Source organism: Streptomyces yokosukanensis, from assembly GCF_001514035.1.
In the GTDB taxonomy this organism is placed as follows: Bacteria; Actinomycetota; Actinomycetes; order Streptomycetales; family Streptomycetaceae; genus Streptomyces; species Streptomyces yokosukanensis.
On record NZ_KQ948223.1, the window covers coordinates 76,895 to 96,828 of the forward strand.

The 19,934-nt window shown below is 71.9% G+C and carries 19 protein-coding genes; 4 read left to right on the plus strand and 15 right to left on the minus strand.

The window, feature by feature from the left end; all coding sequences use genetic code 11:
- Positions 1-103: 103 nt before the first annotated feature.
- Complete coding sequence (locus AQI95_RS34845; protein WP_067133651.1) at positions 104-868, plus strand: SDR family oxidoreductase; 765 nt, start codon at positions 104-106, stop codon at positions 866-868.
- Between the two features lie 28 nt (positions 869-896).
- Here AQI95_RS34845 and AQI95_RS34850 read toward each other — a convergent pair whose 3' ends face one another.
- Positions 897-1,349 carry a type II 3-dehydroquinate dehydratase gene (locus tag AQI95_RS34850; RefSeq protein WP_067133527.1) on the minus strand — a complete coding sequence of 151 codons (453 nt, stop codon included), beginning with the start codon at positions 1,347-1,349 and terminating at the stop codon, positions 897-899.
- 308 nt (positions 1,350-1,657) lie between these two features.
- On the opposite strand from AQI95_RS34850, the gene AQI95_RS34855 reads away from it, so the two are divergent.
- Positions 1,658-2,977, plus strand: coding sequence for a LuxR C-terminal-related transcriptional regulator (locus AQI95_RS34855; RefSeq protein ID WP_107121843.1), 1,320 nt, complete (start codon positions 1,658-1,660; stop codon positions 2,975-2,977).
- Positions 2,978-3,049: 72 nt separating this feature from the next.
- Here AQI95_RS34855 and AQI95_RS34860 read toward each other — a convergent pair whose 3' ends face one another.
- Together AQI95_RS34860 and AQI95_RS34865 are read right to left on the minus strand one after the other, a co-directional pair.
- The gene (locus AQI95_RS34860; RefSeq protein WP_067133530.1) at positions 3,050-4,390 is read right to left on the minus strand and encodes a cation:proton antiporter; all 1,341 of its coding nucleotides are present in this window, start codon (positions 4,388-4,390) and stop codon (positions 3,050-3,052) included.
- Between the two features lies 1 nt (position 4,391).
- Positions 4,392-5,177 carry a thioesterase II family protein gene (locus AQI95_RS34865; protein ID WP_067133533.1) on the minus strand — a complete coding sequence of 262 codons (786 nt, stop codon included), beginning with the start codon at positions 5,175-5,177 and terminating at the stop codon, positions 4,392-4,394.
- 261 nt (positions 5,178-5,438) lie between these two features.
- On the opposite strand from AQI95_RS34865, the gene AQI95_RS34870 reads away from it, so the two are divergent.
- Positions 5,439-5,633 (plus strand): ferredoxin, encoded by a 195-nt coding sequence (locus AQI95_RS34870; RefSeq protein WP_067133536.1) that lies wholly within the window; start codon positions 5,439-5,441, stop codon positions 5,631-5,633.
- Between the two features lie 108 nt (positions 5,634-5,741).
- Here AQI95_RS34870 and AQI95_RS34875 read toward each other — a convergent pair whose 3' ends face one another.
- Together AQI95_RS34875 and AQI95_RS34880 are read right to left on the minus strand one after the other, a co-directional pair.
- Positions 5,742-6,548 carry a class I SAM-dependent methyltransferase gene (locus tag AQI95_RS34875; protein ID WP_067133538.1) on the minus strand — a complete coding sequence of 269 codons (807 nt, stop codon included), beginning with the start codon at positions 6,546-6,548 and terminating at the stop codon, positions 5,742-5,744.
- A gap of 31 nt (positions 6,549-6,579) precedes the next feature.
- Complete coding sequence (locus AQI95_RS34880; RefSeq protein WP_067133541.1) at positions 6,580-7,839, minus strand: cytochrome P450 family protein; 1,260 nt, start codon at positions 7,837-7,839, stop codon at positions 6,580-6,582.
- Positions 7,840-8,180: 341 nt separating this feature from the next.
- On the opposite strand from AQI95_RS34880, the gene mhpA reads away from it, so the two are divergent.
- Complete coding sequence (gene mhpA / locus AQI95_RS34885) at positions 8,181-9,830, plus strand: bifunctional 3-(3-hydroxy-phenyl)propionate/3-hydroxycinnamic acid hydroxylase MhpA (protein WP_067133658.1); 1,650 nt, start codon at positions 8,181-8,183, stop codon at positions 9,828-9,830.
- Positions 9,831-9,937: 107 nt separating this feature from the next.
- Here mhpA and AQI95_RS34890 read toward each other — a convergent pair whose 3' ends face one another.
- The 10 genes from AQI95_RS34890 to AQI95_RS34935 form a co-directional block, all read right to left on the minus strand.
- On the minus strand, positions 9,938-10,837 hold the full coding sequence (locus AQI95_RS34890; RefSeq protein ID WP_067133544.1) for an ROK family protein: 900 nt from the start codon (positions 10,835-10,837) through the stop codon (positions 9,938-9,940).
- Positions 10,838-10,853: 16 nt separating this feature from the next.
- Positions 10,854-11,495, minus strand: a complete 642-nt coding sequence (locus AQI95_RS34895) for an HAD-IA family hydrolase (protein WP_067133661.1) — start codon at positions 11,493-11,495, stop codon at positions 10,854-10,856.
- Between the two features lie 84 nt (positions 11,496-11,579).
- The gene (locus AQI95_RS34900) at positions 11,580-12,662 is read right to left on the minus strand and encodes a Gfo/Idh/MocA family protein (protein ID WP_067133547.1); all 1,083 of its coding nucleotides are present in this window, start codon (positions 12,660-12,662) and stop codon (positions 11,580-11,582) included.
- Complete coding sequence (gene rifK / locus AQI95_RS34905; RefSeq protein ID WP_067133550.1) at positions 12,659-13,819, minus strand: 3-amino-5-hydroxybenzoate synthase; 1,161 nt, start codon at positions 13,817-13,819, stop codon at positions 12,659-12,661. The genes AQI95_RS34900 and rifK overlap by 4 nt, the downstream gene beginning before the upstream one ends.
- A 118-nt stretch (positions 13,820-13,937) precedes the next feature.
- A complete protein-coding gene (locus AQI95_RS34910) occupies positions 13,938-14,750 on the minus strand; it encodes a shikimate dehydrogenase family protein (RefSeq protein ID WP_067133553.1) in 813 nt (270 codons plus the stop codon).
- Positions 14,747-16,066 (minus strand): 3-deoxy-7-phosphoheptulonate synthase, encoded by a 1,320-nt coding sequence (locus AQI95_RS34915; protein WP_067133556.1) that lies wholly within the window; start codon positions 16,064-16,066, stop codon positions 14,747-14,749. The genes AQI95_RS34910 and AQI95_RS34915 overlap by 4 nt, the downstream gene beginning before the upstream one ends.
- Entirely contained in the window at positions 16,063-17,142 is a 1,080-nt protein-coding gene (locus tag AQI95_RS34920) for a 3-dehydroquinate synthase family protein (protein WP_067133559.1), read from the minus strand. Before AQI95_RS34920 ends, AQI95_RS34915 begins: the two co-directional genes overlap by 4 nt.
- A 7-nt stretch (positions 17,143-17,149) precedes the next feature.
- Complete coding sequence (locus tag AQI95_RS34925) at positions 17,150-18,493, minus strand: NAD(P)/FAD-dependent oxidoreductase (protein WP_067133562.1); 1,344 nt, start codon at positions 18,491-18,493, stop codon at positions 17,150-17,152.
- Between the two features lie 59 nt (positions 18,494-18,552).
- The gene (locus AQI95_RS34930; protein WP_079071722.1) at positions 18,553-19,332 is read right to left on the minus strand and encodes an arylamine N-acetyltransferase; all 780 of its coding nucleotides are present in this window, start codon (positions 19,330-19,332) and stop codon (positions 18,553-18,555) included.
- A gap of 35 nt (positions 19,333-19,367) precedes the next feature.
- On the minus strand, positions 19,368-19,934 hold a 567-nt coding region (locus AQI95_RS34935), incomplete at its 5' end, for an acyl carrier protein (RefSeq protein WP_208614338.1).

The window sequence follows — 19,934 nt, forward strand, 5'->3', positions numbered from 1 at the left end:
TAGGCGGTTTTTTCAATGGTAGCCTCGGAACCCGACGGGGTTCGGCAGACTTGCTCGCGAGTCCGGTCTCATATCGGTGCCACAGGGGGAGTGGAGAATGACGATGACTGCGCTGGAGGACAGAACGGCGCTCGTCACGGGAGCGGGACGGGGAATCGGCCAGGCCATCGCCTGCCGCCTCGCCGCGGACGGTGCCCTCGTCGCGGTGCACTACGGAAGCGACGAGGCCTCGGCCCGGCGGACCGTCGAGCTGATCACCGAGTGCGGCGGACGCGCCTTCACGGTGCACGCCCCGCTCGGGGTGCCCGACGACATCCGGACGTTGTACGAGCGGTTCGACTCCGCCCTGCAGGAGCTGGGCGAACCAGCCGCGCTGGACATCCTGGTCAACAACGCGGGCTTCAACATCCGCGGCGGCGTGGCGGAGGTGACCCCGCAGGACTTCGACCGGCTCATGACCGTGCACGCCAAGGCACCCCTGTTCCTGGTGCAGCAGGGGCTGCGGCGGCTGCGGGAGGGAGGCCGCATCATCAACATCAGTTCGGCGGCCACCCGGGTGAGCCTGCCCTCGTCCCTCGCCTACTCCATGGCCAAGAGCGCGCTCGACGCCCTGACGCACACGCTCGCCCGGGAGTTGGGGGACCGCCAGATCACGGTGAACTCCGTGGCGCCGGGCTTCGTCAAGACAGACATGAACAAGCGGCGCTGGTGCACACCCGAGAACGAGGCCGCGCATGCCGCGCTCTCCGTCTTCGGCCGCATGGGACAGCCGACGGACATCGCAGACATCGTGGCCTTCCTCGCCTCGGACGACTCGCGGTGGATCACGGGCCAGTGCATCGACGCGTCCGGCGGCACCGGCCTGTAAGCCCCTCGCTGCTCTCCTGGCGCCTCGCTCAACCGGTGCGAGGCGCCTCGCCGTCGAGGTGCATCAACGCCTGGGCCGCAAGGCGGTAGCCGAAGGAGCCCAGGCCGACCACGACACCGCTCGCGAGCGGGGCGATCACCGACTCGTGCCGGAACTGCTCGCGGGCCCATACGTTGCTCAGGTGCACCTCGATCCACGGCGGCGCGTAGCTGGCGAGCGCGTCGCGCAGGCTCCAGCCGGCGATCATCAGGGCACCGGGGTTGACGATCGCGCCGACGGTGGTGTCGCTGTGCCGGTGGACGGCCGAGACGAGTTCTCCTTCCGAGTCGTGCTGGACGGAGACCACTTCCCAGCCCCGCACGCTCACTTCCTCGGCGACGGCCGCCTCGATGTCGGCCAGCGTGTCGGTGCCGTATATCTCGGGCTCCCGCCGCCCCAGGATGCCCAGATTGGGTCCGTTCAAGAGAAGCACGACACTCAAGGGGCCACCTCGGTACTCACCGTTCCGCGAACTCCGGCCGCACGACTGCGGATTGCCTCCATGCTGTCGCCGCCGTCCGCGGTGCACCACTCTCAGAGCTGATAGTTCATCCGGGCCGATAGTTCATCCGGCGTGCGGACCTGCACCGTTGCCGTGCGCCCGGCCGCGGGGCTCAGGGGCCGCTCGTGCACGGGTCGAGACCCCCCATACACCGCATCGGCCCACACCGCCGCCGTCACAGCCCCGACCTACCCTGGTCCGCGCACGGGCCCCCACTCGGACGGCGCGGCACCCCAGAAGGAGATGTGATGCTAGATTCTCCGTTTCGCTTGCGGCTGCCCCCCGTCTTCTCCGTCGTACCCGTCTGCCGGAACAGCTCCTGTGAGACCGCCCGGCTGTGCGAGTCCTCCTTCTCCGCCTGGTCCCGCGGTGATCTGGAGGAGGGCATCCGCCTGGCGAGGACCGCCGGTCGCACGGAACCCGAGGACACCGTCGACTGCGAGGGTTCAGCACGGGTCTGGCACGCCGCACTGCTGGTCCGGGTCCGTGATTTCTCCTCCGCGGCGCGGGTGCTGGCCGACGTGGACGAGCTGACGGCGGAGCGGCCCGAGGCCGGCGGCGAACTCGTCGCGGCCTCACTGCTCTGCGCGGCGGATCTCGCGTTCGCCGAAGGGGACGTCCCCACCGCCGTCGACCTCGCGCGCAAGGGGGTCGACCAGGCGCAGCGAACCGGCCTGCACCGCTTTCTGCCCGATGCGCACACCGTGATGGCGCTGAGCGCCCTGCGGCAGGGCGACATGGGCGTGAGCATGGAGTTCGCCAATCAGCTGCGCGACTGCGCGCTGCTCGGCCAGACGGCCCACCAGCCGAGTCAGTGTGCCTGGGCCGCGGCCCAGCTGCTCGAGGTGCAGGGCGGCGCGACGAGCGCGGCCCAGCTCATCGTGGGCATCGTCCTGGACGACCAACTGCTCCTGGAACTGCTGGCGTCCCAGCCCGCCGCTGCCGCCTGGCTCGTGCGGGCCACCCGGCAGCTGGGCGACGAGGCGCTCGCCCGGCGGGTGGTCTCGGTGGCCTCCGCGCTGGCGGCACGCAACGGCGGGCTGCGTTCCGTGGCGGCGGCGGCGATGCACGCCGCCGGCCTCCTGGAGAGGAACCCGGAGCAGGTCGTCGCCGCGGCCGACCTGCACCTGGACCCGTGGGCCGCCGCGTCCGCGGGCGAGGACGCCGGCAAGCTCTTCGCCGCCAGGCCCGCCGAGCGCGAACGGGCGGTCGAGGCCCTTGAGTCGGCGGCGGACGGCTATGCGAACACCGCAGCTCCGCGCGATGCCCGCAGGGTGGTGAGCCGGCTGCGCTCGCTCGGAGTACGGCGGGGCCGTTATCCGCAGTACACCGGCCAGACCGGCGTGAACACGAGCGCGCTCACCAGAACGGAGGCCGCCGTGGCCGAGCTGGTGAGTCAGGGGTTCACCAACTCCCAGGTCGGAGAGCGCCTGTTCATCTCCGGTCACACCGTGGCCTTCCATCTGAAGAAGATCTTCCGAAAGATGAACGTGGCCTCGCGCGTGGAGCTGACGCGGGCGTGGAGCCAGGTGCCGGCCAGGGCCGGCCGGGGTGCGCAGGCCGAGTGAGGTGGTTCCTCGGGGGGCCGGGTCCGTCGGCCCCTCCCGCGCACCCGCGCGCCGGCTGCCCGCGCCCCGCCCTCACACCGAGGCGGACGGCGAGGACGCCAGGTCGCGCGTGTTCGGGCCGGCCAGGCCCATCTCCGCCTCGGCGTGCTCGTCGATCCGGGCCATGGCGACGCGGAGGACGGGCGGTGCCATCAGCGAGGTCACGATCGCGACGAGGATGATGACGGTGTACGTCTCGGCGCCGAGGACCCCGAGGTGCAGGCCCACCGTCGCCACGACGACCTCGATCACCCCGCGGGAGTTCATGCCGGCGCCGAGCGCGAGGGCCTCCCAGCGGCCGAGGCCGCTCATCTTCGCGCCGGCGAAGGCACCGGCGAACTTGCCGAGGATCGCCACGGCGAGCACCACGCAGGCCGTGGCCAGGACGGTGGGCCTGACCAGCGCGGTCAGATCCATCCGGATGCCGGCCGTGGCGAAGAAGACCGGCGCGAGGAAGGCGAGGACCGTCGTGCGCAGCGGCGCCAGCTTCTCCCGGTCCAGCTCGCCGCTCGTGCCGATCAGGACGCCGCACACGAACGCGCCGAAGACCGCCTCGAGGTGCATCGCCTGTGAGGCCGCCGCGCCGAGCAGCACGATCAGCGTGGCCACCGCGACGGTGGGCGCCGGCGACGGGGACCGGCCCGCCGCGCGCAGCGCCGCCTTCACCAGGGGGCGGCCCACCAGCCAGGCGGCCAGGACGATGCCCACGGGGTAGAGCAGGGACGTGGCGATGGTCCCGGAGCTCAGCCCGGCCGTCGCCATCGCCGACACGATGGAGAGCAGGAACCAGCCGACGACGTCGTCGATCACTCCGGCGGCCAGGGTCAGCTGCCCGACGTCGCGGTGCAGCAGGTCCATGTCGATGAGTGTCTTGGCGATCACCGGGATCGCTGTGACGCACATCGCCACACCGAGGAAGAGTGCGAAGACCGTCGGGCTCGTGCGGCCCGGCATGAGCGAGGAAGGGAGCAGGTAGCCCACGCCGATGCCGAGCCCCAGGGGCAGCAGCAGCCCGCACAGGCTCACCCGGACCGCGGTGAGCCGGCGCCGCCTGACGAGGTCGAACTTCAGCTCCATGCCGGTGACGCCGACGAGCAGTACGACACCGATCTGCCCGACCGCGTCGAGCAGGTGCATCTGGCCGGGGTCCTTGGGCAGCAGCCAGTCGGCGAGGCCGGGCCAGACGTGGCTGAGGACCGAGGGGCCGACGATCACGCCGGCGAGCAGTTCCCCGACGATCGCGGGCATCTTGAACCGCGCCGCCAACTGCCCGAGGGCCAGGGTCAGCAGCAGCAGGACCGCCAGCTGGAGCAGGAACACCAGCAGCGAGTGAGGGGGAAGGGTCGGGACGGGGGCCGAGCTCGACTCGATCATGTCAGGGCACCATTTCGTGACGCGTGCCGACGTCCCGGCGGGCGAGGCGGTCCGCGAGGAGCGCGCAGACGCCCTCGTTCTGGTCGACGGGGAAGAAGTGGCCCCCGGGGAAGACCTGCAGCTCCGTCAGGCCGGTGGTGTGCTCCTCCCAGGCCGCCGCCTCGTCGATCGAGACCCGGGGGTCGTTGTCCCCGGTGAGCACCGACACCGGGCAGTGAAGTGTGCGGCCGGGCTCGTAGCGGTAGTTCTCGACGGCGCTGTAGTCGCCGCGGATGGCCGGCATGACCACTTCCAGCATCTCCGGGTCGGCGAGCAGCGCCGCGTGGGGGCCGCCCAGCCTGCGCACCTCGGCCAGCAGCTGCTCGTCCGACCCCAGGTGGAGCCGTTCGTAGCGGTCGCGGGACGGGGCGCGCCGGCCGGAGGCGAAGAGCCGTACGGGCGCGGGGAGGCCGGCGTCCTGCATCCGCAGCGCGATCTCGTAGGCGAGGACCGCGCCCATGCTGTGTCCGAACAGCGCGAGGGGCCGGTCGTCGAGGTGGCGCACCACCTCGAAGATCCGGTCGGCCAGTTCGGGAAGGCTGCCGGTGTTCGGCTCGTGGCGCCGGTCCTGCCGTCCCGGGTACTGGACCGCCAGTACGTCCACCTCGGGCGTGAGCGCCCGGGACAGCGGGAAGTAGAAGCTCGCGGACCCGCCGGCGTGCGGCAGGCACACGAGGCGGACCCCGCTGTCGGGCGCCGGGTGGAATCGGCGGACCCATGTTCCGAATTGCTCCGGTGCTTGAGGCACAGCCAGGAATTCCTTTCAGGAATCAGCAGGGTAGTTTCACAGGCTAGGAACGGTGCCGCCGGTCCGGTATCCCTCGACCTGATAGCCCATCGCCGTGGTTCCGCCGCGGGCGGCCTCATTTCCCGACTCGCCTTCGACCGCGCGGACTTGAATTTCGGTGGAGTGGCACCGGCAGTTTCGCTGGCGCGGCGGACTCGATTTCGTACGCCTCGGGCATCATGACCGACGACCTGCCGTTCATCCCGTGAGGAGGCGATCGCCGTGAAGATAGTCGCGGACACCGACAAATGCGTCGGCGCCGGTCAGTGCGTGCTCAACGCACCGGAGCTGTTCGACCAGAGCGAGGACGACGGCGTGGTCGTCGTGCTGGACGCCGAGCCCGGGGACTCGTTCCGGGCGGCGGCCGGGGAGGCCGTCGAGCTGTGTCCGGCCCGGGCGCTCTCCCTGGTCGGCTGATCTGACGCCGCCGGGCGGCGGCGCACGGGAGCGGGCCCCCGCCACACCGGCGGGGGCCCGCTTCGTCACCGGTCCGGACGGGGCGCCGGGGCCCGGTCCGGTCTCGGCTCACACGGGACGGCGGGCGACGATCCGGGCGTGGTGCGGGTCGGTCTTGCCCGCCTCGACCAGCGTCCCCAGCGCCTCGTCGAGGAACTCGTCGACCCGGTCGCCGAGGACCTCGGCCTGGGAGGCGAACCAGGTGCGCCTGAACCGCAGGCGCATCTCGGCCAGTTCCTCGGGCGTCAGGGCCGTGCCCTTCTTCCTGCTGAACGGGTGGGGAAGTTCGGGCTCGTAGTGGGTGAGTTCGAGGCCGGCGTCCTTGAGCAGGTCGGCCACGTCGTCGGCCGGGTAGTCGCGCATCGCCGGCGGCACCGCGGCGAACAGGTCGTTCCACTTCGGGCTGTCGGCGAGTGCGCGCAGGATCCCGAAGAGGCCGGTGCCCTCGCTGCGCGGCTGGGCGCCGGTCCACTGCAGCACGAGGTGGCCGCCCGGTCGGAGCGCGCGGGCCATGCGGCGCAGCGGCTCGTGGGCCTCGGCGACCCAGTGCAGCACCCAGGAGGAGTGGACGACGTCGAACCGGCCCTCGGGCAGGTCCAGTTCCTCGACGGTGCGGACCTCGGTGTGCACGGGGAGCCCGGCGCACAGCTGGCGGGTGGCGTCCACCATGGACGGTGAGGCGTCGCTGGCCCAGACCTCGAAGCCCCGCTCCGCGACGGTGCGCGCGATCTCACCGGCGCCGCAGCCGATCTCGGCGAAGGTGCCGCCCCGCTCCAGGGCGTCGCCCGCGAGCGAGAGCGCGGCCAGTGCCGTCTTGACGTGAGGCGAGTTCACCTTCACGTACTCCTCGGCGACCCATGTGTTGGTGTCGGTCATCGGCGAAGTCCTGTCTGTGTCGGGAAGTCCATCAGAGGAGTCGCAGCGGGATCCGCTCGACCCGGGAGACCCCGGGCCGCAGGACCCAGGGGATCTGCTCGCGCTCCACCGCGAGGGACAGGTCCGGGAATCGGGTGAACAGCGCGTGCAGGGCCACCTCGGCCTCCTGGAGGGCGAGCGGCCTGCCGAGGCAGTAGTGCGCCCCGCGCCCGAACCCGAGGTGGCGTTCGCCGCCTCCGTGGTCCCGGCCGATGTCGAGACGCTCGGGGTCCTCGAACTGACGCGGGTCGGTGTTCGCGGGCAGGATCAGCGGCAGGATCGTGGCGCCGGCCGGGATCCTCGTGCCGCCCAGCACGACGTCCTCCGACGGGTACCGGGGCACCCCCCACTGGGTGGGCCCGAGGCGCATCAGTTCGTGCACCGCCTGCGGCCAGCGGGACGGGTCCTCGCGCAGCAGGGCGAGCTGGCCGGGGTTGTCCAGCAGGGCGAGGACGGAGGTGGCGAGCAGCTGTGTCGTCGTCTCGTGACCGGTGATCACCAGCGTGAAGACCAGGGTGACCATTTCCCGTTCGGTCAGGCGGTCGCCGTCGTCCTCCTGGGCCTGCACGAGTCCGGTGATCAGGTCGTCGCGCGGCTCGACACGCCGGCGGGCGATCACCTCCAGCAGTTGGTCGACGCACTCGCGCATGACGACCGGGATGCGCTCCCGGTGCTCCGTGGGCGAGCCCAGGCTGATCCCCCACTCGTGCCACGGCTCGCGCTCGGCCTCGTCGATGCCGACCAGCTCGCAGATCACGGTGAACGGCAGCGGGAAGCAGAACGAGTCCATGAGGTCGACCGGTTCGCCCTCGCGTGCCTGCTCGGCCAGCCGGTCGAGCAGCTCCGCGGTGATCTTCTCGACCCGCGGGCGCAGTTCGGCCACCCGGCGTGCGGTGAACGCCCGCGAGACCAGGCTGCGCAGTCGGCGGTGGTGGTCGCCGTCGATCTGCATGAGCTTGTCGTCGAGGTAGTCGACGAGATCGGAGGGGATGCCCAGCCGCTTCATGATCGTGGTACGGACGGCGGGGGCGTCCGGCACCGATGCCGGGTTGTTGAGGAATCTCGGGTCGGTGAGCACCCGGCGTACGTCGTCGTAGCGGGTGACCAGCCACATCGGCGGTCCGCCCAGCATCGTGCCGACGAGCGTCGGTGCCTGCTCGCGCAGCCGTGCGTATCCGGCGAACGGGTCGGCCACCAGCTCCGGCGAGAGCAGCTCGACCGGGGCGGCCGTGTTCTCGGCGGTGACGGTCATACGTCTCCCTCTTCAGCGTCCAGGCGTCCAGGTGTCCCGGCGTCCATGAATTCCGGCCGGAATTCCCCTCGATCGCGACTTGACCGTCGGTCGAGGACAAGTTCCCTGCCCATGCCGCGACATGCATGGCAGTTCCACACAGTAGATCAGGCGCGGTGGGCCATACATCCCCCGATCTGATAGGCCGCCGCGCACGGGGCTCCGCCCCGAACAACGGGATGCTAATCTCGCCGAATACCCGGGGGTTCGGGGGTCGTTATTCCGTACGCCGCTTTCCGCGCCCTTTTCCATGCCCTCGCGGTTTTTCCGACGCCTTGCGAGTTGGGATGACGATGTCCACCATGCGCCCGAACGACCTGTACGAGTCCCCGGCGGACACGGACGTGGCCATTGTCGGCAACGGGCCGATCGGCGCCGCCCTGTCGGTGCTGCTCGCCCGGCGCGGCCTGCGCGTCACCGTCCTCGAGCGCCGCCCCCGGCCGTATCTGCTGCCGCGGGCGACCAGCTTCGACGGGGAGACCGCCCGGCTGCTCGCGGGCACCGGGATCGGGGACGAGGACGGGATCGGCCGGATCACGGAGCCGGCCACCGGCTACCAGTGGCGTACCGCGGCGGGAGAGACGCTGCTGGACATCGCCTTCTCCCCCATGGGGCGTTACGGCTGGCCGGACGCCAACACCATGCACCAGCCCGCGCTGGAGGAGCTGATCGCGGCCCGTGCGGCGGCGCTGCCCGGCATCACGGTGCTGCGCGGGCACCGGGTCGTGGACCTCACCGAGCACGACGACCGGGTGGCGCTGACCGTCGAGAGCGACGACGGATCGAGCCGCAGTGTCGTCGCGCACTGGGTCGTCGGCTGCGACGGCGCCAACAGCTTCGTGCGCGAGCACCTCGGCGTCCCCATGACCGATCTCGGGTTCTCCTACGAGTGGCTGCTGTGCGACGTCGAGCTGCACGAGCCGCGCGAGTTCACCCCGACCAACGTCCAGGTCTGCGATCCGGCACGGCCCACGACGCTGGTGGGCAGCGGCCCGGGGCACCGCCGCTGGGAGTTCATGCGGCTGCCGGGCGAGAGCAGCGCCGAGCTGAACAAGGAGGAGACGGCCTGGCGCCTGCTGGGGCCGTACGGCGTCACCCCGGACACCGCCACGCTGCTGCGCAGCACCACCTACATCTTCCGGGCCACCTGGGCCGAGCAGTGGCGGGCGGGCCGGGTGCTGCTCGCCGGTGACGCGGCGCATCTGATGCCGCCCTTCGCCGGCCAGGGCATGTGTTCGGGGATCCGGGACGCGGCCAATCTGGCCTGGAAGCTGGATCTGACGCTGCGCGGTCTGGCCGACGCCGGTGTCCTCGACACCTATGCCGAGGAACGCCGACAGCACGTGAAGGACTCGATCCTGTCGTCGGTGCAGCTGGGCAGGGTGATCTGTGTGACGGACCCGGCGGCCGCCGCGGAGCGCGACGCCACGGTCCTCGCGGGCCGGCGCGGTCGCAAGGGGCCTGGGCAACCGGAGCCGGCGAAGCCGCTGTCGGGCGGGCTGCTGCATCTGCCGGGCGAGCAGGGGGCCGGGCCGCTGCCCGGTTCGGTGGTGCCGCAGGGGCGGGTGAGCGCACAGGGCGGCACAGGCCTGTTCGACGAGGTCGTGGGCCGTGGTTTCGTCCTGCTCTGCACGGACGATCCTCGCCCCGCGCTCGGCGAGGAGCGGTGGTCCTACCTCTCGGCCCTCGACACCCATGTGGTGCGCCTGTTGCCGCCCGGGGCGGCCGAGGCCACCGGGGACACCGGGCAGGGCCTGACCGAGGCGATCGATGTGGACGGCTTCTACCGGGCGTACCTGGCCGAGCACCGGGCGACCGCCGTGCTCGTCCGGCCGGACTACCACGTCTTCGGCTCCGCGCACGGCCCCGAGGACATCGCCCCGCTGGTCGACGCCCTGCGCGCGGGGCTGAAGACGCCGGTGCCGGCCGGGGGTCCGCGCCAGGCGGGCTGACAGGCCCTAGGGGACGCCCCGCACGCCGTCCGGCGCACCTACCAACCGGTCGGCGCAGTGTGCAGGAGTCCGCGGGGTCCGCGTAGGCCCTGCTCGCACACGGGTGGTCACGGCCGGATCGTGCGGGCCAGCGCGAGGGCGCCCCGCAGGGAGGACAGTGCGCCCAGTGCGGCCGGGCGCACGTCGAGTTGGGGCAGGCCGGGGCGGGACAGCTGGGCGAGCTGGGCGCTGACGAGGGTGTCGAAGCCCGGGATGCCGCTCGCGAAGCCGCCGCCGAGCAGCAGGAGTCGCGGATGGAGCAGTTCCTGGACGCTGACCGCGGCGGCGGCCAGGGCGCGGCAGGTGCGGCGCAGCGCGGTGACCGCCCAGGGCTGTCCGTCGCGCCAGGCCTGTCGCAGGACGTCGAAGGTGACCTCGCTCCCGCGCAGCCGGGCCGCGTGGCGCAGCGTGGCCGGGCCCGAGGCGATCGCCTGGAGGCATCCCCGGCGTCCGCACACGCAATCCGGACCGTCCAGCTCGACGACGGTGTGTCCGATCTCGAAGGATCCGCGGCCCGGGCCGGGGCAGAGTTCGCCGCGCAGGACGAGGCCGCCGCCGATGCCCGTGCCGACCCCCAGGTAGAGGAGGTCCGGGCAGTCGGCGGCCTGTGCCTCGGCGAGGGCGCCCAGGTCGCCGTCGTCCGCCCAGGCGACGGCGGTGCCGGGGAACAGGGCGCGCAATGCCGCGCCGAGGTCCGTGCCGGCCCATTCGGGCCGGCTCGGCCAGGCGGTGATCCGCTCGTCGGGTCCGACGGTCGCCGGCACCGCGACGCCCACCGCGCTCGGCGGCGCGGCCAGTTTCGCGCGCAACTCTCCTATGTGTTCGGCGAGTTGGGCGAGGTCCCGGTCGACGCTGTGCCGTGGTCGCCAGGCGAAGACGGTCTCGTCCACGCAACGCGTGCCGGCTTCCACCCGCAACGCGACCTTGGTGCCCCCGATGTCGACACCGAGGTGATGTGCCCTCTCCATGCCGCCCGGCCGATCCTCAGTCGCCGGGCACCGACGGGCACAGGGCCAGCAGGTCGGCGGGGCGGTTCAGGAGGACGGCCGGTTCGGCGGCGAGCAGTTCGTCGGTCTCGGACAGCGCCCACAGCGCGCCGGCCGAGGTCACACCGGCGCCGTGGGCACTGGCGATGTCGGTCGGTGCGTCACCGACCATGACGGCCTGCTCGGGCGAGAAGCCCAGCAGGTCCAGGGCGTGTTCCACGATGTCCGGGGCCGGCTTCGGGCGGGCGACCTCGTCCGAGCCGATCACATGGTCGAAGAAGGGCAGCAGCCCCAGCCGGCCGAGCAGCGAGCGCGCCCGCGGCCCGCTCTTGCCGGTGGCCACGGCGAGCCTGAATCCGCGCGCCCGCAGCGTGGTGAGCAGTTCCGGGACGCCGTCGAAGACCGGCACCTGGGACGCGAGGCGGTAGCTCTCACGGACGAAGGGCTCCTCCATCTCCAGGGGCAGGCCCATGATCCGCATGATGTCCGGGAAGTAGCGCCCCAGGTGGCGCCGGTACTCGTCGAAGGGCGCCGGGCCGTCGCCGACGACCTCCTTGTAGGCGACGGCGAACGCCTCGTACATCACCGCGAAGCTGTCGACGAGGACCCCGTCCAGGTCGAATATCACGGCGCGTCGCACCGGCTGGAGCGTCGCCGTGGCCGGCCGGCCCGGGACATCGGTCCGTTCGGTCGAAGCGGGTGATCCCACTGGTTCCTTCACCTCCTACTGATGGGCGGGCACGGCGGTCTGCTCGTGCGCGCAACGGGCCGACGCGTAGAAGTCCTCGATGACACGGACCGTCGTACGGGCCTCGTCGACGGCCCTGCCGCGTCGGCCGGGGTCGGCGAGGATGTCGGCGAGGCCGTCCAGCTGCCGCCGGTACTCGGTGCCGATGGGCTCGTCCGGTACCGGCAGGGACGTCGTGGTGCCCTCGCGGGTCAGCGTCAGCCGGGAGTGCGGGTGGCGGTTGGGGCTGAAGCCGAAGGTGCATCGCAGTTCGGCGGTCGCGGCACTGCCCACCACCTGGATCCGGGTCACGTCCCGCGCCTCGTGCGACGCCCAGCCGGCGCTCAGGCCGACCGAGACGCCGTCGTCGCGGACGAGGAAGCCCCGGGCGGTGTCCTCGACGTCAGCGTGGTCGGCGGCGGTGGGCTCGTCCTGCCGCCAGGCCGCGCTCCAGGCGCCGGTGCCCACGAAGTCGTTCGAGGTCACGCCGACGACCTGGGTGAAGCGGGCCGGGCCGAGCAGGGCGGCGAGGGTGTCGAGCAGATGCCAGCCGAGGTCGAACAGGACGCCGCCGCCGGCCTTGCTGCGCTGGGTGAACCAGCCGCCGGCCTGCGGGATGCCGCGGGCCCGCACCCAGGACAGGTCGACATGGCGGATGCGGCCGAGTTCCGGCAGCAGGCGCGCCAGGGCGGCCACGTCGGCGCGGTGCGGGGCGGCGCTGCCGGCGAGCAGCGTGGCGCCGCCGGCGCGTTCGGCGGCGGCCAGGGTGTCGGCCTCGTCCCGGGTCAGGCACACCGGCTTCTCCAGGAAGGCGGAGATGCCCCGGCCGAGCAGTCGCGCGGCGACCTCGGCGTGCAGATGGTTGGGTACGGCGACGACGGCGAGGTCGACCGCGCCGGGGGTCAGCGCGTCCAGGGTCTGGTGCACGGGTACGCCCGGTGCCGCGTCGAGTGCGGCCCGCGCCGTCGGCGCGGGGTCGACGACGGCGACCACGTCGAAGTCGGCGTGCTCGCTCAGCCGGGGCAGCCACAGCTCCCGCCCCGCCCAGCCGAGCCCGACGACGGCTGCCCTGACGCTCATACGGCGGCCACGACGTCCGCGATGATCTCGGCCGTGCGGTGCATGTCCTGCTCGCCGGCGAGCAGCACGCGGTGGTGCAGCCAGACGCAGTCCTTGCTGATGGCTTCCGTGTGGGGGCAGCGCTCGGCGATCTGGTCCGGGGTCTCGTCGGGGGCACCGACCTCCCAGAAGGCGTCGGTGCGGTAGATGGCGCGGAAGGCCGCGAACGCCGGCACACCGGCCGCCACGAGCCGGTCGACCAGGGCGTTGCGGTCCTCCTCGCCGATGCCGGGCACCCGGAACATCGCCATGTAGTGCGAGGGGAAGTCGGTGCGCTCGTCGGCGCGCTGCGGGACGACGCCGTCGATCGCGTCGAGCAGCGGGGAGAGCACGGCCCAACGCTGCTGACGGGTGGTGATCTGCTCTTCCACCCGGCCGAGCTGGGCCCGCAGGACCGCCGCGGAGAACTCGTTCAGCCGCAGGTTGCTGCCGGCGATCTGGTGCAGGTAGCGGCGGTCGGTGCGGGGGCGTCCGCAGCTGTGCCGCAGGAACGCCGTCTCGTACATCTCCGTGTCCGGGAACAGGACGGCGCCGCCCTCGCCCGCGGTCATCAGCTTGCCGTTCTGGAAGCTGAACGCGGCGACCGTGCCCAGCTCGCCGACGCGCTTTCCCTGCCAGCGGGCGCCGTGGGCGTGCGCGGCATCCTGGAGCAGCGGGACGCCCGTGTCGGCGGAGAGCTTGGACAGGGCGTCCATGTCGGCCAGGAAGCCCGCCATGTGCACGGGCATGATGGCCCGGGTGCGCGGTGTCACGGCCGCCGCGGCCGCCGCCACGTCGATGTTGTAGGTGTGCGGGTCGACGTCCACCGGGACCGCGACCGCGCCGAGCCGCTGCGCCGCCTGCGAGGAGGAGATGAAGGTGAAGGCCGGGACGACGACTTCGGTGCCCGGGCCGACGCCCATGCACTGCAGGGCGAGTTCCAGCGCGTGGGTTCCGTTGGTGACGGCCAGCGCGTGAGCGGCACCGTGGAATTCGGCGAACTCTCGCTCGAAGGAGTCGACTTCGTTTCCGCCCATGCGCCACCACTGGCCCTGCTCAAGCGCGCGGATGAGGCCTTCCCGCTCGTTCTCGTCGTACTGCGGCCACTGGGGGAATTCCGGTGCCTGTCGCACGTTCATGATTCTCCAAAGAACTGGATGTGGCTCGATGCAAGGCACAGAACAGCTGAACAGCAGGTCCAAAGTAGGTGCTTGCGGACTCGGCTACATCCCTTGGTCCGGTAGTGGTCGGCGGTATTCAGCGAAGGTCGAAGAAGGCCCTATAGGAATTCAGTTGCCCCTCGAGCATGTGAATGCCGTGATGAATGCGGTGCCCCCGTGCGGCGGCCTCGCGCAGAAGTCGTGTCTCGCGGGGTTTCATGATGATGTCGGCCACGGCACAGCCCGGCGCCAGGTCCTGGAGCGGGAACGGCAGCGGGTCGTCGGCGCGCAGCCCGAGCGGTGTGGCGTTGACGGCGAGGTCGGCGTCCCGCAGCCGAGGCCCGCTCAGCGTGTGCACCCGGCCCGGCCAGTGCCCGTCGAGCCGGGCGGCCAGCGCGGTGAGTTTCGCGGTGTCCGTGTCGTACAGGGAGAGCCGGTCGACGCCGGCCGCGAGGAGCGCGGCGGCGATGGCGCTGCCCGCACCGCCCGCGCCGACGAGCGCCGCCCGGCTGCCCCGGGGGTCGAGTCCGGCCCCGACGAGGCCCGTCACGAAGCCCGAGCCGTCGAAGTTCTCCGCGAGCCAGCTGCCGTCGGCCTCGCGGCGCAGCACGTTCGCGCTGCCGGCGATGGCCACGGCCGGTCCGCACCGGTCGGCGAGGCCGCGGACGGCGGCCTTGTGCGGCACGGTGACGAACATGCCGTCGAGGTTCTCCACCCGCTGCAGGCCGCGTACGACGGTTTCGAGGTGGTGCGGCCGGGCGTGCACCGGGACGACCAGCGCGTCGATGCCCAGTTCCACGAAGACCGGGTTCATCAGCGCGGGCGCCTGGACCTGGGCGACCGGGTCCCCCAGGACGGCGTACAGCCGGGTGGTGCCCTGCACGGGTACGACGGGAGGTCGTCCGGTCATCGCGGCCCGCCCTTCCGGTCCCTGACGCTGCGGGCCGCCAACTCCGCTACGACATGGGCGAGTTCCCGTGCCTGCTCGGCGTTGAGACGGGGGTCGCAGGCCGTGCGGTAGCGGGCGGGCAGCTCGGCCTCGGCCGGCCCCCCGGTGCCCCCGACGCATTCGGTGACGTGGTCGCCGGTGACCTCCAGGTGCACGCCGCCGGGGTGGGTGCCGAGCGCCCGGTGCACGTCGAAGAAGCCGGTGATCTCGTCGGCCATCGCGCTCCAGTGCCGGGTCTTGTATCCGTTCGCCGACGTGTAGGTGTTGCCGTGCATCGGATCGCAACTCCACACGACCTGGTGGCCCGAGGCGGTGACCTTCTCCACGATCGGCGGCAGCACCTCGCGGACCCGGGTGTGTCCCATACGGCTGATCAGCGTGAGCCGCCCGGGTTCGGCGTGCGGGTCGAGCCGGCGCACATAGGTGACGGCCTCCTCCGGGGTGGTGTCCGGGCCCAGCTTGAGGCCGATGGGATTGGACAGCAGCCGGGCGAACGCGATGTGCGCGCCGTCGAGTCGGCGGGTGCGCTCGCCGATCCACAGGAAGTGCCCGAGCCCGCTGGACAGACGCGGTTCGGGCCCGCCGAGGTCGGTGCGCAGCGAGCACTGCTCGTAGTCGAGCAGCAGCGCCTCATGGCTGACGTAGATGTCGCCGCCGGCCGCCGCCCGCGCCTCGGGCCCGCCGCCGCGGCCGAGCCGCCGGATCAGCGCCATCGTGTCGACGGCGGCGGCGTGGGCGCGCAGCATCCGGTCGGGGTCGGGGGTGCGGGCCGCCCGTGTGGGCTCGGCGGAGTTGACCATGTCGCCGCGGTACGCGGGCAGCCCCTGGGCGTCGACGGCCCGCGAGCGGGGCTTGGCGTACTGGCCGGCCATCCGGGCGACCTTGACGACCGGTACCGCGGTGCGGCGGGTGAGGACGTCGGCCATCCCCGTGAGCGTGCGCAGATTGGCGCGCCGGTGGGCCTCGGTGTTCTCGGCGAAGGATTCGGCGCAGTCGCCGCCCTGGAGGAGGAACGCCTGCCCACCGGCGACCGCGGCGAGTTCACGGCGCAGTCGTGCCGTCTCGGCCGCTGTCACGATCGGCGCGGCACGGCGCAGCAGCGCCCCGACCTCCCGGGCCCGGTCCGGGTCCGGCCAGACCGGCTGCTGGGGGGCGGGCCGGTCCAGCGCCTGCGCCAGCCTGCCGGCGAGCAGCGCGTCGACCGTTTCGGCGGCGCCGGCCGGCTGGTCGGTGTCGGCCGGTTGGTCGGTGTCGGCCGGCCACTGGAGCTGCCTCATGAGCGTGCCGCGGCGGTCGTGGCGGCGGGCGCGGCGACGTCGACGACGTCGACGAGGTCGGCCAGGGGCGCCCGGGGCATCTCGTCGAGGACGCGCGCGACCACGTCGTGCGGTACGTCGTCCACCAGTTCCGCGCCCTGCGGCCCGTCGAGGACGAACGCGAGTCCGCCGATCGCCTTCTTGTCGTGCCGCATCAGCGGCAGCAGGGCCGCGGGTTCGGTCTCGGCGGGCAGCGCGGTGGGCAGCCCGTAGGAGCTGACGACGTCCTGGTGCTCGGTCACCCGCGCCCGGTCGACACGGCCGAGGGCACCGGCGAGCCGGCCCGCGAAGACCGTACCGATGGCCACCGCCTCACCGTGGCGCAGGGCGAAACCGGTCGCCTTCTCCAGCGCGTGGCCCAGCGTGTGGCCGTAGTTGAGGACGTGCCGCAGTCCGGCGTCCCGCTCGTCGGCCTCCACGACGCGGGCCTTGAGGGCCACACTGGCGGCGATCTGGTCCGCCAGCGGGAGCGGGCGCAGGTCCGGCGCGCCGATGAAGTGGCAGCGGGCGATCTCGCCGTAGCCGTTACGCATCTCCCGCCGGGGCAGGGTGGACAGGTAGTCCGTGTCGCACAGGACCGCGCTCGGCTGCCAGTAGGCGCCGACCAGGTTCTTGCCTGCGGGCAGGTTCACCGCCGTCTTCCCGCCGACGGCGGCGTCCACCTGGGCCAGCAGTGTCGTGGGCAGATGCACCACGGCGACGCCCCGGTGGTACAGGGCGGCGGCGAGTCCGACCACGTCGGTGGTCGTTCCGCCGCCGCAGGAGACGACGACGTCGGACCGGGTGAGTCCGAAGCGCACGAACTCGCGGCACAGCGCCTCCACCGTGGTGAGGGTCTTGTCCTGCTCTCCGTCGCGGGCCGGCAGCAGCAGGGTCTCCACACCGGTGTCGGGCACCCATTCCGCCGGGCGGGCCGACACGACGACGGCTCGCGCGGCGCCCAGCCGCCCGACGACCTCGGCCAGCGACGTACGGACCCCGGGGCCGATGAGCACGTCGTACGAATGATCTCTCAGACGCAGCGGAACGGATGCCATGACGTCTCTACCGGCCCGCCGTCACCCGGCGGACACGCGACTCGGACCGCTCCTTGCGGTCCACCTCGTCCAGGTGCGGATAGGACGGGCAGCCGTAGACCCGCTGGAACGGCTCGAAGGTGTCCCACTCCTTGCGGCGCCGCATCTCCTGGGCCACCGAGTTGTGCTCGCTCCAGAAGTCGCCCCCGATCAGCCGGATGAGGTACTTCTCCAGGGTGTCCCGGTCGGTGGAGCGGGCGGCGTCGGCGGCCATGGCGACCAGCTCGCCGTCGTAGTAGGCGTGGATGAGCCGGATGTAGGTGTCGTAACCGGTCTTGAAGTAGCCGGCGTACCGGTCGAGCAGGCGTTCCTCGGCCGACGGGTCGGCCAGGGCTTCCCCGAGGGTCTCGGCCGCGCGGACGGCGGTGGCCGTCGCCACCAGGACGCCCCCGGAGAACATGGGGTCGCCGAAGCAGCCGGCGTCGCCGACCATGAGCCAGCCGGGGCCGGTGACCGTGTCCGTGTGGTAGCAGTAGTCGGTCTCGATCTTGAAGTCCATGGAGGGCTGCGTCCCGGTCAGCCGGGAGACGATGCGCGGCACCCGGGCCAGGTGCTCCTCGAACACCTTCTCCGGAGTCGATGCGCGCAGCACGTCGCGCGGCATGACCGTGCCCACGCTGATGGTGTCCTTGGACAGCGGGATCGCCCACACCCAGCCGTCGTCGTGGGCGGCGACCTGGATGTCGCCCTCGACACCGAGGTTGTGGCTCTCGTCGAGCCCGGTGTAGTGGCGGAACACGGCGACCATGCGGAGCTTCTCGAGGGTCTTGCGCAGCCCGAAGCGATGGGCGATCTTGCCCGTGCGACCGCTGGCGTCGATCACGTACGTGGAGCGCACCTCGTGCGACTCGCCGTCGCGCTCGTAGCGGACGCCGACCATGCGGTCGCCCTCCATGAGCAGCTCGTTCACATGGGCACCGAAGACGACCTGCGCACCGGCGGCCTCGGCCTGCTCGGCGAGCATCCGGTCGAACCGGCGCCGCTCGACCTGGAACGCGTTGTCGTGCCGCCCCGGGCCCTGCTTGGTGAAGTCCGCGCGGAAGACGCCCTCGAAGAACTTCTTCTCGGTCGGGTCGATGAACTCGCCGCCGAACTTGGGCACATAGCCCTGGGACGCCACCACGTCACGCAGGCCGATCCGCTCGAACAGGCCCATCATGTACGGCAGCAGGGACTCGCCGATGTGGAACCGGGGGTCGGTCTCCTTCTCCAGGAGCACCACGGAGTGCCCCTGCTTGGCGAGCACATAGGCGCTGACCGCACCGGCCGGCCCTGCGCCGATCACAACCACATCGGTTGTTTCCTTCGCCATCGCTTTCCCTTTCTGGTGCCAACTCGTCTGACCGGAGCGCTGGGTGATCGGAGTGCGATTCACCGGAATTCGTCGGAGAGCATGTGTGAGACCAGCTGCGCATGCTCGTCGTCGTCCGTGATGGTGCGTATTTCCTCGCGGCCGTCACGGACCGTCAGATGTCGTCGTCCTTTGAGGACGACCTGTCCGTTCTCGAAAGTCCGGCCGCAGAGGATCTTCCGGCCGTCCTGCGGCCCGGTGTCCGCGGTGATCTCCCGGACAAGGAAGTCCTCCATGGCCTTCCAGTCGCTCCACTCCCGGGGTTGCATCGTGAAGGTGTAGACGACGCTCCACCGGGTGATCCTGCCGCGGCGCTGTAGAGCGATCCTGGATCCGCGGTCGACAAGGCGGTACTGGCATCCGTACTGGCTCTGCACCGCGCCGGAGGCCGACAGCGGCTCGATGTAGGAGGGGCCGGGGTAGCCGACGTCCACGAGCCACTGCTCGCCGTCCAGGGTGACGAGGTTGAACATGTGCTCCACGTCGATCCCGGACGCCTCCCAGCCCTCGGCGGTGCTGGCCGCCAGCACGGTGACGTCGTAGCCCAGCTCCGTCAGCAGCCGGGCGAACAGCCGGTTCAGCTGGAAGCAGGTGCCGCCCCGCCCTTGGACGACGCTCGTCTCGAACGTGGCGTCCTCGTCGAGGTCGACGAGCCGCACCCCGTCGCTGAAGTCCTGGGTGGCGCCGTTGTACGGAATCGCCATGAGGTGCTTCTTGTGCAGCTTGCGCAGCGTCGCGATGTCGACACCGGTTTCTCCGGCGCAGCCGATCCGTTCGAGATATCCGTCCACGTCGAACACGTTTCATCACCTTCTTTCACAGGGGGATCGGTGCTTCACACGGAGAGCGCCACGGGCTGTGCCGCCTGTTCGCCGCACAGCAGCCCGTGCAGATGCGTGGCGAGCATTCCTGCCGTCGGATAGTCGAAGACGAGGTTGGGCGAGAGTTTCCGCTCGGTGATGTCGCGGAGCCGGTTGCGCAGTTCGATGGAGGTGAGGGAGTCGAAGCCGACCTCGAACAGCCCCTGGTCCGCGTCGATCCGGTACGTGGCGCCGTGGCCCAGCACCGCGGCCACCTGGGCCTGCACCAGGTCGAGCAGCACCTTCGCCTGCTCGGCACCCGAGAGCCCCGCCAGCCGCTCGGCCAGCGCCTGTCCGGTCTCGCCGGGGCCGGCCGCGTGTGCCTGCTGCCGGCCGGCGCGGACCAGGCCGCGCAGCAGGTGCGGCACTCCCCCGCCGGCCACGGCCCGGGTACGCAGCGACCGCAGGTCCAGCTTGGCCGGGACCAGTTGCGCCCGCCCCGACACCACGGCGGCGTCGAACAGCTCCATGCCCTCCGCGGGCGTGATCGCCTGGAGGCCACCGCGCCGGTTCATCCGCGCCTTGGTGAGGTCGTCGGTGTC

Excerpts from the sequence above, each read along its gene's own strand:
- mhpA (WP_067133658.1), top strand. The coding sequence starts at position 8,181 with ATGCGCCCGAACGACCTGTACGAGTCCCCGGCGGACACGGACGTGGCC.
- AQI95_RS34920 (WP_067133559.1), bottom strand. The coding sequence starts at position 17,142 with ATGGCATCCGTTCCGCTGCGTCTGAGAGATCATTCGTACGACGTGCTC.
- AQI95_RS34910 (WP_067133553.1), bottom strand. The coding sequence starts at position 14,750 with ATGACCGGACGACCTCCCGTCGTACCCGTGCAGGGCACCACCCGGCTG.
- rifK (WP_067133550.1), bottom strand. The coding sequence starts at position 13,819 with ATGAACGTGCGACAGGCACCGGAATTCCCCCAGTGGCCGCAGTACGAC.
- AQI95_RS34900 (WP_067133547.1), bottom strand. The coding sequence starts at position 12,662 with ATGAGCGTCAGGGCAGCCGTCGTCGGGCTCGGCTGGGCGGGGCGGGAG.
- AQI95_RS34845 (WP_067133651.1), top strand. The coding sequence starts at position 104 with ATGACTGCGCTGGAGGACAGAACGGCGCTCGTCACGGGAGCGGGACGG.
- AQI95_RS34925 (WP_067133562.1), bottom strand. The coding sequence starts at position 18,493 with ATGGCGAAGGAAACAACCGATGTGGTTGTGATCGGCGCAGGGCCGGCC.
- AQI95_RS34875 (WP_067133538.1), bottom strand. The coding sequence starts at position 6,548 with ATGACCGACACCAACACATGGGTCGCCGAGGAGTACGTGAAGGTGAAC.
- AQI95_RS34890 (WP_067133544.1), bottom strand. The coding sequence starts at position 10,837 with ATGGAGAGGGCACATCACCTCGGTGTCGACATCGGGGGCACCAAGGTC.
- AQI95_RS34915 (WP_067133556.1), bottom strand. The coding sequence starts at position 16,066 with ATGAGGCAGCTCCAGTGGCCGGCCGACACCGACCAACCGGCCGACACC.
- AQI95_RS34860 (WP_067133530.1), bottom strand. The coding sequence starts at position 4,390 with ATGATCGAGTCGAGCTCGGCCCCCGTCCCGACCCTTCCCCCTCACTCG.
- AQI95_RS34855 (WP_107121843.1), top strand. The coding sequence starts at position 1,658 with ATGCTAGATTCTCCGTTTCGCTTGCGGCTGCCCCCCGTCTTCTCCGTC.
- AQI95_RS34880 (WP_067133541.1), bottom strand. The coding sequence starts at position 7,839 with ATGACCGTCACCGCCGAGAACACGGCCGCCCCGGTCGAGCTGCTCTCG.